The organism is Bacillus sp. JJ1609 (genome assembly GCF_036967045.1).
GTDB lineage: Bacteria > Bacillota > Bacilli > Bacillales > Cytobacillaceae > Mesobacillus.
The window spans coordinates 51,650-65,581 of record NZ_JBALSS010000006.1 but is presented as its reverse complement, the minus strand read 5'-3'; the positions used below and the strand labels follow the sequence as shown (position 1 = coordinate 65,581).

The following is a 13,932-nucleotide window of genomic DNA, read 5'->3' as shown; positions in this document are numbered from 1 at the left end:
TTTCGTATGCTTTTTCAGGGGTGTACCCTTTCCCGACGAGAACTCCCATTAGAATGAATTCTTGAAGAATGTGTAGAGCATTTATTCCTCTTTTCACATCTTCTAATCCTTCATTCACCAGAAATTCAGTGTGCTTTACCCATTCGTCTGGGGTCTTGCCAAAAGCAACTGTATTTCCATTTCCATTACCGTTGCCTCCTTCCCCAGCCATTGCATCTGCTTTGGTAACATGAACAGTACCAAATGGATGGTTAGGTGGAGCATAGATTGCGTAAAGTTTCAGCGGAATATTACCTGTATTGGTGACGTTATGCCATGTACCCGCAGGAATCATGATTGCAGAATCATCAGAGACATTTCTTTCATAGCTTAAGTTCTCTCTACTCTTGCCCATTTGAACAATCCCCTGGCCTTGTTCAATACGTAAGAATTGATCCACGTTAGGATGGATTTCCAAGCCGATATCATCGCCGACATTGATACTCATTAATGTCACTTGCAAATGATTTCCTGTCCATAAAGCAGTACGATACGTATTGTTTTGCTTCGTTGCTTCATTGATATTAACGGAATATGGGTTTGGTCCATAATCTTTTAATAAAATATTTCCTTCTCCATTGGGAAAGCGGAATGAGTTTGCATGCGCGAACTCATTCGGAAAACCCCATTGAACAGACTGACTTCCATAGTTATACACAGGTACATTAACATTATAAGGATATTGATATTGTTGCGGATATGGATACGTATAAGGATTACTGTACATTTTTCACAATCCCTTCACAGTTTATCAAATTATCCTATGCACTTTTGAAGGGAATGTGCCCAAAGAAGCAGAGGGACGTACCCTTCGCTTCTCTTAGAGTAAAGCTCAGCGTCATAGTTGTATAGGATTCACTTCTATACAAAAAGGAAGCATAAGATACGTCCCCATGCTTCATCCATTTATATAAAGGTAAACAATAAGGAAAATGATGAATCCTACCATGAAAATTGAACCAATGCTCGCGCTGTATACTATATAAATCTTAATATGGAGAATAACATGAACAACAAGAATGATAAGTAAGCACAATAGCAAAAAAATGATTAAATTCAAGTTTTTATTCCTATACAAAAAATCAGCACCTTATAGATACATAGTAGGAAACAAAAAGTGTTTTTCGTTATACTTTTAATGTTTATATATTTTACTTCAGCCTATATTATTCATGAAATTTCCACCTGAAAATGAAATTGTCCGAAACCAGCAGCCTTTACAGCGCCTTAAAAATGAAATTACATTTGAGAATGAATCTCTCAAGACGCCCCATGTTGCGATTCGCTCTTAAGGTCATTTGATAGAGCTAGTAGAACATAAACACTTCGCAGCATATCCGCTCCCTCTCCGACGAACAAGAAGTTACAAAAAAAGTGCCCTAATCCTTCGTGGATCAGTGCACCTTGTTAATCTATGTTTATTTTCACTAGTACTTATTTTACTTTTTTTCCATCACTGCAAAGTAATTTTCTTCACCATCTGCAAAGTTAAATACTCTGCCTGAAGGCATATTTACAATTTCTCCGACTGTGATATTTTTATTTGATAAGTCGCTATGTAATTGATCAAGATTTTCCGAGAAAAACATTAATGAAGGTGTACCAAGATTTACTCCAGGCGACATTTTAGCAACGAATTCCTTATTGTGCAGGATGATGCTTGTTTCTGCATCCTTTGTTGGCGCAATTTCAATCCATCTCAATCCCTGGCCGTTATCTTCTTCCGAAATCACACTAAACCCTACTTTTTCCGTCCAAAAATTCACTGCCTCATCTTGGTTATTTACATACAGCATGATTTGACCGACTTTACTAATCATTTATTTCACTCCCTTGTCAACTTTCTTAAAAGTATATCAATTCCGATACTGCTTTATAACTTAATAAATAGTTTATATTTTAAAAAACCTATAAAACTTCCCACAATCACTTAACTAGATACCACCTGGCGCAACAACGTATGATCTGCGTTACAATACCTTGGCAAATTTAATGTGATTGTAGTCCCTTCTCCTTGCTTGCTTTTAATATCAATGCTGCCTTGGTGAAGGTCAATAATTCGTTTGCATGTGATCAGCCCGAGGCCTGTCCCTTTTTCTTTCGTAGAATAAAAGGGTTCAAACAACCTTTTATGTCTCTTATCAGATATACCGCAGCCCTTATCTTTAATGAGGATTAAGATGTCTTTTTCACAGGCTTCCTTTAACGTCACCTCTATGTGATGGCCCCGATCATCTGTTGCTTCAATCGCATTTTGCAGGAGATTAATCAATACTTGCTTAATTTGATTCTGATCGCAATTTAAAAATAATTCGGATTCAAGGTTAGATTCTATTTTTATACTTTTTAAATTCGCCTGTGGCTCCATCAACAGAATACAGCTTTGAAGCAGTTTATTTATATTTGTAGGCTGAAAATGAACATGCTCATTCGGTTTTGCAATGAACATAAATTCATTGACAATCTGATTGATCCGGTCCATTTCATCGAGCATGATATCTAGGTATCCCACTAAATCTTCCTTATCAACACTCTCTTTAACGATTTTCGCAAAACCTTTCAGAGAAGTAAGGGGGTTTCTAATTTCGTGCGCAATTCCAGCAGCCAGCTCACCTACTACAGAAAGCTTCTCCATTTGCTGAATCTGCTTTTCTCTCTTTTTTTCCTTTGTAATATCAATGGCCGTTCCAATAACCTCAACTGTTTTTGCATTCCTGCGGATTGGATTAAGGATTGCCAGGTAATGGGTATCCCCAACGCACCCTTCATAGTTAATGTTTTCTCCATTCCAGGCTATCTCATAAAAGACTTCTTTCCGGACTGCCTGCTCAGCTGGCAGAAATTCAAACAAGGTATTCCCCACGACACTTTCAGGAATAAGACCAATTTTTTCAATGAGTTTACCTTCAATAAATGTATGAATGAATTGACCTTCTTTTTTAACGAACTTAAATATAAAACCACTTTCTCTAGGTATAAACTGTTCGTAATCCACCTTATTACTATTATCATTCATATCGAAAACACCCTCAGAAAAAATCATTATAGTAATAATTCTTTACTGACACTCAAAATCCTTTATAAAACGACACCTTGCCTAAAAAAAGAACCCCAGCCCAATGCCGAGGTCCATTATTAGCAGATTAAAGTTTTTATAGGTATAGCGCAGCTCAAGTCAGGTATCAACAGGATCTTATTCCCATGATCCACGCTAAGCTTACAGTACGTTTCTTGAAATGGAAGCTGTTCTCCTTCATTCAAAAGGATATCTTCCCTATTTAGCACCTTTTCAATTTCATTTATACACCGATCGTTTTTAGCGATAAATAGTGTATTGATAGGGATAACGGTACTAATAAATTTCAAGATCGTTTCTGCAGCTTCGTCAAAATTCCGTATCGAGTAGTTCATGGTTTTAATCCTCAATTTCCGATAAGTTCATTACCCTATCTATGTTAATCCTCTTTTTCTATAGTCACTCATTGCCTGCTGGAGCGAGGAGTATGTTTTCACTTTTGTAAAATCGATACCAAGCGCCACCATTGTTTGTGCGATTTCCGGGCGGATTCCGCTAATAACCGCTTCAACACCCAACAGCTTCAAGGCGTTAATGACCTGGAAAAGCTGGCTTGCCACCATCGTATCGACGATTGGCACGCCCGATAAATCCAGGATGAAATAGGACACTCCCAGTTTAGCGCTTTTTCTCAGTGATTCTTCCAACAACAATTTTGCACGGTATGTATCAATGGTTCCGATTAAGGGAAGGATTGCAACCTCTTTTTCCAACGGGACCACCGGAACGGAAAGCTCGGCTATTTCCATCCGTGCCATTTGTAAAATTCCTTGCTGATGCCGGGCAAAAGCAATACTAAAGCTTTGTACTGCCTGATCTGTAATCCTTTGCATTTTTTGAATGGTCTCGTGGTAAGAAGGCAAATCATACCCTTGTTCCATGAACGTTTCAAAAATGATTTCCGCAAATCTTTTTCTATAAAAATGGACTTCATCCAGAGCCAAGTCTATCGATAGCCCTAACTCAGAACAAACTTTACCGATATTCATGCCCCAATCGGTTATTTTTTGCATGGCGGTTTCTATATCATCTGTCAAAAGTTCACCATAATAATCGATAAGCTTGATTCGTTCAGAATGAAGCGCATTAGACACCGGACGTAATTTCTCGGGGAATTTGGCTGCTTGAGTTTGGGTTACATAATCAGCCAACTCAAATCTACTGTCCCTAATTCTTTTCGTCACTACAGCTAAATTGATCATCAGAATCCCCCCTAACATCAGCTTTTTCCCTTTATAAACACTTTTTAAACCTATTTAGATAATTTCTCTTCCAATCTGGCCAAGCGCATAGTGAATCCCATGCTGAAGAGTTTGGAAGCAGTCAAATCTTGCAAGATTAATGGCTGATTGTGTAATTTGAACCCCAAGCTCAGCAGAGATTCCCACAAGAATGGTAGTCGTGCCGATTAGTGACGCAGCTAAAGCCATTTTTTCAATCATGCTGACCGTATGGGGTCCGAGATCCTGGTCTAATCCAGTTAAATCAAGCACAAGGTAATTGGCCTTGTGTGCCGGCAGGTTGTTCAGCGTGTTAACCAACAGCTTTTCAGAACGCTCCTCATCGTAGGCACCAATCAGCGGAACAACCACGATCCCTTCGAGGACAGGAATAGTTGGCGAAGAAAGTTTTTCAATTAATTCCTTTAGTTCCTTCGTCTTTTCAGCCACCAGTTTTTCAAGATGCCCGATTTGTTCCGCTTCCTTCTTCCTTGCAAGCTCATGTATATTCTGTGAGACCGTCACATCAGATGGAAAATATTCCACAATGCTATATTCATGGTCCTCTACTTGATCCTGAACGACTTTATACCAGATATTCGTCCCAAAAAGGCCGCTGAAAACCCCAGCAAAGTGTGCTGCTATGAAATTCGTCCCTCTCTTTTTGCCCTGAGCCAGATTGATCTTCGACTCCCAGCTATCCCTTAAGCGAATGGTTGTCGTTTTATCATCAAAACAGAAGTCGTGCACAGAAACCTTCCCCCAGCCTGCCGCCGCGTAAATATTCGCCAACATTCCAGCAGCTTCATTCGCATCAACATGCTTCATTTCTTCAAAATATTCACCAATCACCAGCCCCTGGCGGTAACCAGTTGTCTCAAATACTAGATTGGACGATTCTTCACCCGAAATCTCTTCTATCGTATCGAAGAAGTCCTTCATAGCTGTACCAATCCAGAACAAGACCACATCCCCGCCTTCAAACAAGAATTGCCCCTTTTCCAGATTCCATTCAAACTCGGTATCTGCAACACGAATGGACTTAGTCCCTTCCATATGTATTTCCTCCTAAATTCAGTAAAATCATCGTATGTAGTCTAAGAAATCACCATGATCCATGAATGGGATCTTTTTGGTCTTTATAAAATTATTGAAAATCCTTACACATCAATGCCAAAAAAGGCTGCTTTCCCTATTTCGAAAAGCAGCCTCCCATCTTACATTTTCTCTCCGGTCATTTCCATGACTTTCTCACGTACTTCTTCTATATTGCGCATTTTGTTGTCCCAGCATTTCTGGCTGAGGTCGACTGGGTATTCTTCTGGATTTAGCATACGTGTGTACTCCTCCCAAAGGACCCCAAGGCAGTACTTTGAATGCGACCGCACTTCCTCAAGGCTTGGTTGTGTGTACACGAGGTTTCCATCCGTAAAGATATCGTGGTGCAGCTCTCGCGCATCGAAATTCGTAACGAATTTGCTGACGAAGGTGTGAACAGGATGGAACATTTTCAGGCGTTTTTCCTCTTGCGGATTTTCATCCTCAAGCGCGATATAGTCACCCTCAGAACGATTATTGGACTTGTTGATGATCCGGTATACCCTTTTGATTCCAGGGGTCGTGACTTTTTCCGGATTGGAGGAAATTTTGATCGTATCCTCCATTGTTCCGTCCGCTCTCTCAATCGAGACGATTTTATAAACAGCACCAAGAGCCGCCTGATCATAGGCTGTAATCAGCTTCGTGCCGACTCCCCATGTATCGATTTTCGCGCCTTGGGCTTTCAGGTTCATGATCGTATATTCGTCAAGATCACTAGATGCTACTATCTTAGCCTGTTTAAAACCCGCTTCATCTAGCATGCGCCTTGCTTCCTTCGAAAGATAAGCAAGGTCTCCGCTGTCGAGACGGATACCAATAAAATTGATCTTATCTCCAAATTCCTTGGCTACACGGATAGCGTTTGGCACACCTGACCTTAATGTGTCGTACGTATCAACTAGGAACACGCAGTCCTTATGGGTTTCCGCGTATTTTTTAAAAGCAAGATAATCGTCCTTGTATGCCTGAACCATTGAATGCGCGTGCGTTCCGGAAACCGGAATTCCGAACAGCTTGCCTGCGCGCACATTGCTCGTGGAATCAAAACCGCCGATGTAGGCCGCACGCGTTCCCCAAAGCGCTGCATCCATTTCATGAGCTCGGCGACTACCGAATTCCATCGCGATTTCATCCTTCACCACCTGCTTAATCCGCGATGCTTTCGTCGCAATCAACGTTTGGTAGTTAACAATATTTAAAAGAGCAGTCTCGATCAGCTGTGCTTCAGCCAGTGGTGCATCGACTCTGACTAATGGCTGGTTGGCAAAAACGATCTCGCCCTCCTGCATCGCACGAATGGTACCTGTAAAGCGAAGATCCTTCAGATAAGCAAGGAAATCCTCTCCGTAATTGGCTTCTTCTCTTAAATATTGAATATCATCCTCGGTAAATCCGAAGTTCTCGATATAACTGATGATTTTTTCCAGTCCAGCAAAAACAGCGTACCCATTTCCAAAAGGGAGCTTACGGAAAAATAAATCAAATACCGCACGTCGATTGTGAACACCATCGCGCCAGTATGTTTCCATCATGTTGATTTGATATAAGTCTGTATGAAGCATCAAGCTGTCATCTGTAAATTTCGTGCTCATCCAAAAACCTCCAAGTTTGCTGCCATCCGTGTTCCTTTTCATAGGCTACTTCACCTCCGCGCCAATCGAGCTTTCGAAATGGCGAAGCGACCACTCATGGCCGACAGGGTCAAATGAAGCAACAGCCTCCTTATACACAATAACCTTAAATCCTTTATTGTAAGCATCAACTGCTGTATGCAATACACATATATCAGTGCAAACGCCGACAAGATGAACTTCCGTAATGCCTCTTTCACGCAATTTCATTTCAAGATCCGTTCCGGCAAAGGCTGAATACCTTGTTTTATCGATATAATATACATGCTCCAGATGCTTATTCTCCTCGTACACAGCTTGAAGGCTGCCGTACAAATCTCTTCCCTTCGTGCCGCGGATATTATGAGGCGGGTACAGCTTCGTTTCCGGGTGGAACTCATCGCCCTCATCATGGACATCAATAGCGAAAACCACATAGTCACCATTCTGGATGAATTCCCTGGTAACGCCGACAAGCTTCTCTTCAATGTCCTGGCCCGGCTTGCCGCATGTCAAAGCCCCGTCATCAGCCACAAAATCATACGTATAGTCGATGTTGATCAACGCCTTGTTCCCCATTATGTATCCACATCCTTCATATTATTATCTTGCCTGATATCTCTTATTTTCTTCCATTTATGTGTTACAGGCAAATTTTACACATTTATCTTATGCATTTACCCAAATGTCACGGATATATTGCGTTTTTCAATTAGAATATGAATATCCGGTTCCCAAGAAGTTGTTTGGAACCAACTGAGGGCTGTTTTCACCGCTCTAACTGTTCCAATGACCCCTATTGGAACAGTCCGTAACAGTTTTTTTCACCTAGGGCTGTTCCAATGAACCTTATTGGAACAGTCCGTAGCTGGTTTTTCACCTTGAACTGTTCCAATGAACCTTATTGGAACAATCCGTAGCTGGTTTTTCACCTTGAACTGTTCCAATGAACCTTATTGGAACAGTCCGTGAATGGTTTTTCACCTTGAACTGTTCCAATGACCCTTATTGGAACAGTCAGTGGCAGATTTTTTACCAAGAATTGTTCCAATGGCTTTCGCTTCTTCCTTTTTCAAAAACTTTCACTAATGCATTTAAAACCAACCAAAACACAATCTACCCAAACACAAAAAAACCGCTCCACAAAGGAGCGATTTCATCATTCTACTTTAAAATTCAAATCCAGATTCTCTGGTCGGTCTTCCGGACGGATTTCATCCAGCGGTACGAAGACTTCGATGTGCCTGAACAGGTTTTCGAATTCGGCTGGTAAATTGCCGCCGTATTCACCGTCAAGATTTAACTGGACGTGTTCTTTCGCATGGACCTTGATGCGGTTGGCTTGTGTATAGATCACGTTAGGATCATGGATATGCTCCCCGCGGACTGCGAGTGATGCGATTTTGATAAAATCGGCAAGGTTTGTCTTTTTCAAAATCAGCAGCGAGAACAAGCCGTCATTGATCGAAGAGTTCGGTGCCAGCTTTTCAAAGCCGCCGACGGAGTTCGTCAGCCCGACGAGGAACATCATGGCTTCACCTTCAAACAGCTTTCCATCATACTCAATGCTCACTTCAGAAGCACGGATGGACGGCAGCATCTCCATCCCTTTTAAATAGTAAGCCAGCTGGCCAAGGACGGTCTTCAGCTTACTTGGAACCTCATAGGTCAGCTCTGTCAGTCTGCCCCCGCCTGCGATATTTATAAAATATTTATCATTGATCCGTCCGACATCAACCGGAATCGTTTCGCCTTTCACAATGATGTCCACCGCCGACATGATATCCCGCGGAATATGGAGTGCGCGAGCAAAGTCATTGGTTGTCCCAACCGGAATGACTCCTACCTTTGGACGGTACTTCTGTTCAGCAATCCCATTGACCACTTCATTGATCGTACCATCTCCTCCAGCTGCGATGACAAGGTCATAACGGCGCTCAACAGCTATCCTCGCTGCCTTGATTGCATCGCCTTCACTGGTTGTCGCATGACAGGACGTTTCATATCCAGCAATCTCAAGCTTTTCCAAAACGTCCGCAAGATTCTTTTTAAAGATTTCACGTCCTGAAGTTGGATTATAAATTATTCTTGCTCTTTTCATACCCATCATCCTACTTAATATGGTTTTTAAATTCCATCATTTTACATCATAGCTCAATTTCATCAGCCAGGCAATTGCCCGCAATATCTTTCACCGGATATATCATAAACCAATTTATGTTTTTTTGCCAAAGGGAAAGACAACTTTTTGGCGAAGAGTATTTATTGTTAACTATTCTATTTTTCGAAAAACTCTTCCATTCATACTACATCTTTTTTACAATACAAAGAGAGGAGTTACATAAATTGGAAATACCCATCAATCTATTAAAGTTGAGGAGATATCTCTATGGATATTTGTACTTTTGACGATATCATAACCCGTTTTACAGCATGGGCAAAAGCGCAGAAAGAAATTCACGCTGCAATGATTATTGGGTCAAGGGCCAGGACAGATGCGCCTGCCGATCAATGGTCTGATCTTGATATTATCTTTTTGACAGACAAGCCAGACCAGTTCATCCACTCGGAAAGCTGGCTGAATCAAATCCATCCTTACTCCATTACCTTTTTGGAAAAAACAGCAGTTGGAAATGGGATTGAAAAGCGTGTCATGTTCAATCCGCATTCAGATGTTGATTTTGTCATCCTGGCACCCGATCAATTTTCAGGCATGCTTCAATTAAAAGAAGTTCAGCAGGTTTTCAAAAATGGATTTAAAGTGCTATTCGATAAAACAGACGTTACGAATGGGATAAAAGTTTCCGATGATTTTACGCAAATTCGCTCGCTGCCGACCCAGGAGCAATATGATAATCTCGTTCAGGATTTTTGGTATCACGTCGTATGGGTGAGCAAAAAGATGCTGCGGGGTGAACTTTGGGTGGCGAAGGAATGTTTGGACAGCAACCTGAAGTATTTGCTCAGGACGATGGCCGAGTGGCACACAATTACCGTTTTGGACCAATCACCATGGCATAATGGACGATTTATTGAAAAATGGGCCGATCCAAGGCTGGTAGAATCATTCACCAAAATTTTTGCAACCTATAATAGAAGCGAAATACTCCATGCGATGAAGGAAACGATGGATATCTTCAGGCTGCTTGCGACTGAGACTGGAAATGCACTTAGTTATCCATATCCCGACAAGGCAGATGCTGCGGCTGTCAGTTTCGTTCACTTATGCGAAGATTCTATTCACACTGTAAAATAAATGTACATTAGCTAGTTAATTTCAGAATATGATTTTTTAACTATATAAAAAGGGTGACTACTATGAACTGGTTGATTCTTTTAGCCGCATACTTGATTGGATCAATCCCGACTGCTTTATTAGTTGGCAAGTATTTTTTCAATGTTGATATCAGGGACCATGGCAGCAAAAACCCAGGTGCGACCAATACACTAAGGGTGATGGGCAAAAAGGCCGCCGTCATTGTGCTGCTGGTTGATGTGGCAAAAGGCATGCTGGCCGCTTCCCTTCCCTTGCTTTTGGATGTACCGGTTAATCCGCTGTACGCTGGCTTGATCGCTGTCATTGGCCATTGCTTTCCGATTTTTGCCGGCTTTCGTGGAGGAAAAGCAATCGCAACAACGGCAGGTGCGCTGCTCGTGGTCGATATCGGGATGTTTCTCGCGGTCTATCTGACATTCTTTGCCGTAATCTTGATTACCAAGTATGTGTTCATGGGTTCAATTTCTGTTGGGTTTGCCATGCTTGTTTATTCTTTCTTCTCAACGGAAAATAGTGAACCTCTTCTATTCATTGCCTTTATTTTATTATTATTTTTCCTTCATCGTTCAAACATTCGCAGCTTCATGAATGGAACGGAACCGAAAATCAATGACCGTAATGTGAAAAAGGATCGCGTTCCTCCAAAAGGTTCATTCAAATCTTAATTCATAGCCATGGCTTTTAAGCTATGGTTTTTCTTTATCCTATAAGTATATTAATAAAGCAAATTATTATTACCAGAATAATATTTTTTATGAAAAAAGGCTCTGTTATTCAGTTAGTTAAAATGATAGAATATTATTTGTATTAGCAATATTTTATTAATAATTTTTCACTATAACAAAGGGGGAAAGATTATGTCGAATGAAGTTTTCCAGCTTATTTCGATAGGGATTTACATGGCCGCGATGTTATATATCGGCTGGTATTCCTACAAGAAGACAAGCAATCTGACTGATTACATGCTGGGCGGAAGATCGCTTGGACCTGCAGTAACCGCTCTGAGTGCTGGTGCTGCTGACATGAGCGGCTGGCTGTTAATGGGACTGCCTGGCGGAATTTATGTAAGCGGTTTAGCGAGTGCGTGGATTGCCATTGGCCTTACAATTGGAGCCTATCTAAACTGGCTTTTGGTAGCACCTCGCTTGCGCTCTTACACACAGGTAGCAAACGACTCCATCACGATACCTGGCTACCTTGAAAACCGTTTTAAAGATGATACAAAGCTCTTAAGAATTGTATCCGGAATTGTTATTTTACTATTTTTCACATTCTACGTTTCATCTGGTATGGTAGCTGGAGCTGTATTCTTCGAAAGCTCTTTTAATCTTGATTATCATACAGGATTATTGATTGTAGCAGCAGTTGTGGTTGCATACACTCTGTTTGGCGGCTTCCTGGCCGTTAGTTACACGGATTTTATTCAGGGTTTGATGATGGTGATCGCATTGTTGCTCGTCCCTATTTTAGGATTTACTAAAACAGGAGGTCCAGCAGAAACGTTTGATACGATTAAGGCAATTGATCCTACTTTATTTGATTTATTTAAAGGAACGACATTTCTCGGAATCATATCGGCTGCTGCATGGGGCTTAGGTTATTTTGGACAGCCACACATTATCGTCCGCTTTATGGCAATAACGACAGTAAAAGAAACAAAAAGCGCTAGAAGAATTGGTATGGCGTGGATGATTTTCTCCTTACTCGGAACAATATTCACTGCATTGATTGGTCTTGCATTCTATGCGCAGAATCCCGATATTAAGCTGAATAATCCCGAGGCTGTTTTCATTGAGCTCGGACAATTATTCTTCCACCCGCTGGTCGCAGGGTTCTTGCTTGCTGCAGTGCTAGCCGCAATTATGAGCACGATTTCTTCTCAGCTGATCGTTACTTCAAGCGCATTGACAGAGGACTTGTATAAGGTTTTATACAAAAAGGATGGAACTGACAAACATTACGTCTTCTTCGGACGGATGGCCGTACTTGCCGTTTCAGTCATAGCCGCTTTCCTTGCATGGGAGCAAAACAATACCATCCTCGGCCTGGTTGCATATGCATGGGCAGGCTTCGGTGCCGCCTTTGGACCTGTTATCCTTCTGAGCTTGTTCTGGAGAAAAATGACCAACTGGGGCGCTATCTGGGGTATGGTGGCAGGTACTCTAACCGTCATCCTCTGGAGTAAATTAGGACTGAGCGATGTCATGTACGAAATCGTCCCTGGTTTCATCATCAATCTCATCGTTTCAGTGGTAATCAGCTTAGTTACTTATAGACCGAATCCTGAAATCGAGCAGGAATTTAATCTTAGCGTTAAAAACTTAAATTCCTAATATTCAGCAGTGCCTTCCTTTATGGGGTGGCACTGTTTTTTTGTTAAAAGCAGGAAATGCATAACAGGATATGGAAGTAATAGTGAAATAATTTTTTAGGTGGATTCAATGAAAAGAAAAATATTAGTCTACGGCGCTGCAGCTTTCTTACTTTTTGTAGCATTACTGGCAATGGACCGCTTTAAATTATATAAGGAGGAAAAGCCGCCACAGCCAGTTGTTACTGTCCAAGGTAAGGAAATCCCCTTGAAATCAGGGGGCTATGTTTGGCGCGGAACGAAAGAAGCCTTTGCGGATCCGATAAAGAAAATGGCCGATATGGAAGCAGTCGATGTTGTTCAAAAGCAGCGCCTGGATGTGAATTTCCCAGCCGGTCAACAGCCCGAAAGCATCATCATCAGCCAGGTGAATTCCGTTCCGGGCGGTGAAAAAATGACAGAAGAAAGCAGTTCCATTATCATCCCTAGAAGCCAGACTTCGCGGCCGATTCACTTCCAAATCACTGCATCCTGGGATAAGGATTTCAATTCATTCAGTACATATTATGTGAAATTGCAGATTGAGGACTTGCCGGACTTCTATGATTTTTTATCCAAGGATCCTAAAAAACTATCTATTTTGGCCATTGTTCCACGTGGAGATTCAGAAAAGTATGAACTACCTGAAGATTTAAAAGCTAAATTGGCCGCATTCCATTTATCAGAGGATCCTGAGGGACTTGGGCAGGAATATCCTGAAATGTCGATTCCTATGGTACCGATCTACCTCATCTTCAACAGCAAAGAATTGATCCTGATGACCAGTAATAAAGAAGAATTGTTGGAATTACTTAAGAATTAGATACATTAGGCTTTCAATATAAAAAAAGACCCATTTGCAGTAACGGGTTCGGTTTTGAAGTACAAAACTCAAAAAAACAAAACAATTAGCAGTACAATTCGCTTTAGAATTAGTACTGCTTTTTTTATTGATATAAAAGGGTTGTTGCAGTTTTAACAATCAAATTAACATACCAATTAGCATACTAATTAGCGAGTATCTGTTGGACGGCAGACAGCCTCGAAAAGGTGTGCTAAAAAGGTGTGTTAATTGAGCGGTCATTTTTAGATTGTGGAGGACGATGATTATTGAAGTTTATTAAGCCAAAAAACAACAATACTCTCAATGTAGACTGGATTGTATCGGAACGTGTACGAGCTATCGTAAAACCTATGCGGAATATACAGAATACAGTGAGAGCGAAGTGGTTGATATGTTTCTGCTTAATCTTTTAAAA

12 protein-coding genes and 1 pseudogene are annotated in these 13,932 nt (G+C 41.2%); 4 read left to right on the top strand and 9 right to left on the bottom strand.

Annotated features, from left to right (window positions below; all coding sequences use genetic code 11):
* Nucleotides 1-160: 160 nt before the first annotated feature.
* The 9 genes and pseudogenes from V7654_RS04940 to V7654_RS04900 form a co-directional block, all read right to left on the bottom strand.
* Nucleotides 161-766: pseudogene (locus V7654_RS04940) on the bottom strand (cupin domain-containing protein); the annotation flags it as partial.
* A gap of 712 nt (nt 767-1,478) precedes the next feature.
* Nucleotides 1,479-1,859 carry a VOC family protein gene (locus tag V7654_RS04935; RefSeq protein WP_335428954.1) on the bottom strand — a complete coding sequence of 127 codons (381 nt, stop codon included), beginning with the start codon at nt 1,857-1,859 and terminating at the stop codon, nt 1,479-1,481.
* A 110-nt stretch (nt 1,860-1,969) separates the two neighbouring features.
* Entirely contained in the window at nt 1,970-3,055 is a 1,086-nt protein-coding gene (locus V7654_RS04930) for an ATP-binding protein (RefSeq protein ID WP_335428952.1), read from the bottom strand.
* A gap of 119 nt (nt 3,056-3,174) precedes the next feature.
* Nucleotides 3,175-3,450, bottom strand: a complete 276-nt coding sequence (locus tag V7654_RS04925) for a hypothetical protein (protein WP_335428951.1) — start codon at nt 3,448-3,450, stop codon at nt 3,175-3,177.
* 39 nt (nt 3,451-3,489) lie between these two features.
* On the bottom strand, nt 3,490-4,317 hold the full coding sequence (locus V7654_RS04920; protein ID WP_335428949.1) for an STAS domain-containing protein: 828 nt from the start codon (nt 4,315-4,317) through the stop codon (nt 3,490-3,492).
* A gap of 54 nt (nt 4,318-4,371) precedes the next feature.
* Complete coding sequence (locus tag V7654_RS04915; protein ID WP_335428947.1) at nt 4,372-5,391, bottom strand: STAS domain-containing protein; 1,020 nt, start codon at nt 5,389-5,391, stop codon at nt 4,372-4,374.
* 161 nt (nt 5,392-5,552) lie between these two features.
* On the bottom strand, nt 5,553-7,028 hold the full coding sequence (locus tag V7654_RS04910; RefSeq protein WP_335428945.1) for a nicotinate phosphoribosyltransferase: 1,476 nt from the start codon (nt 7,026-7,028) through the stop codon (nt 5,553-5,555).
* A gap of 45 nt (nt 7,029-7,073) precedes the next feature.
* Entirely contained in the window at nt 7,074-7,625 is a 552-nt protein-coding gene (locus tag V7654_RS04905; protein WP_335428942.1) for a cysteine hydrolase family protein, read from the bottom strand.
* 580 nt (nt 7,626-8,205) lie between these two features.
* Nucleotides 8,206-9,147 (bottom strand): diacylglycerol kinase, encoded by a 942-nt coding sequence (locus tag V7654_RS04900; RefSeq protein ID WP_335428940.1) that lies wholly within the window; start codon nt 9,145-9,147, stop codon nt 8,206-8,208.
* A 288-nt stretch (nt 9,148-9,435) separates the two neighbouring features.
* Between V7654_RS04900 and V7654_RS04895 the strand changes: the two genes are divergently transcribed.
* The 4 genes from V7654_RS04895 (at nt 9,436) to V7654_RS04880 (ending at nt 13,496) form a co-directional block, all read left to right on the top strand.
* Nucleotides 9,436-10,302: an aminoglycoside 6-adenylyltransferase gene (locus V7654_RS04895; protein WP_335428939.1), complete on the top strand. Its 867-nt coding sequence runs from the start codon at nt 9,436-9,438 to the stop codon at nt 10,300-10,302.
* Nucleotides 10,303-10,364: 62 nt separating this feature from the next.
* Nucleotides 10,365-10,988 (top strand): glycerol-3-phosphate 1-O-acyltransferase PlsY, encoded by a 624-nt coding sequence (gene plsY / locus V7654_RS04890; protein WP_335428938.1) that lies wholly within the window; start codon nt 10,365-10,367, stop codon nt 10,986-10,988.
* Nucleotides 10,989-11,180: 192 nt separating this feature from the next.
* Nucleotides 11,181-12,656, top strand: coding sequence for a sodium/proline symporter PutP (gene putP, locus V7654_RS04885; RefSeq protein ID WP_335428935.1), 1,476 nt, complete (start codon nt 11,181-11,183; stop codon nt 12,654-12,656).
* 108 nt (nt 12,657-12,764) lie between these two features.
* Entirely contained in the window at nt 12,765-13,496 is a 732-nt protein-coding gene (locus V7654_RS04880) for a hypothetical protein (RefSeq protein ID WP_335428934.1), read from the top strand.
* The last annotated feature ends 436 nt before the right edge of the window (nt 13,497-13,932 follow it).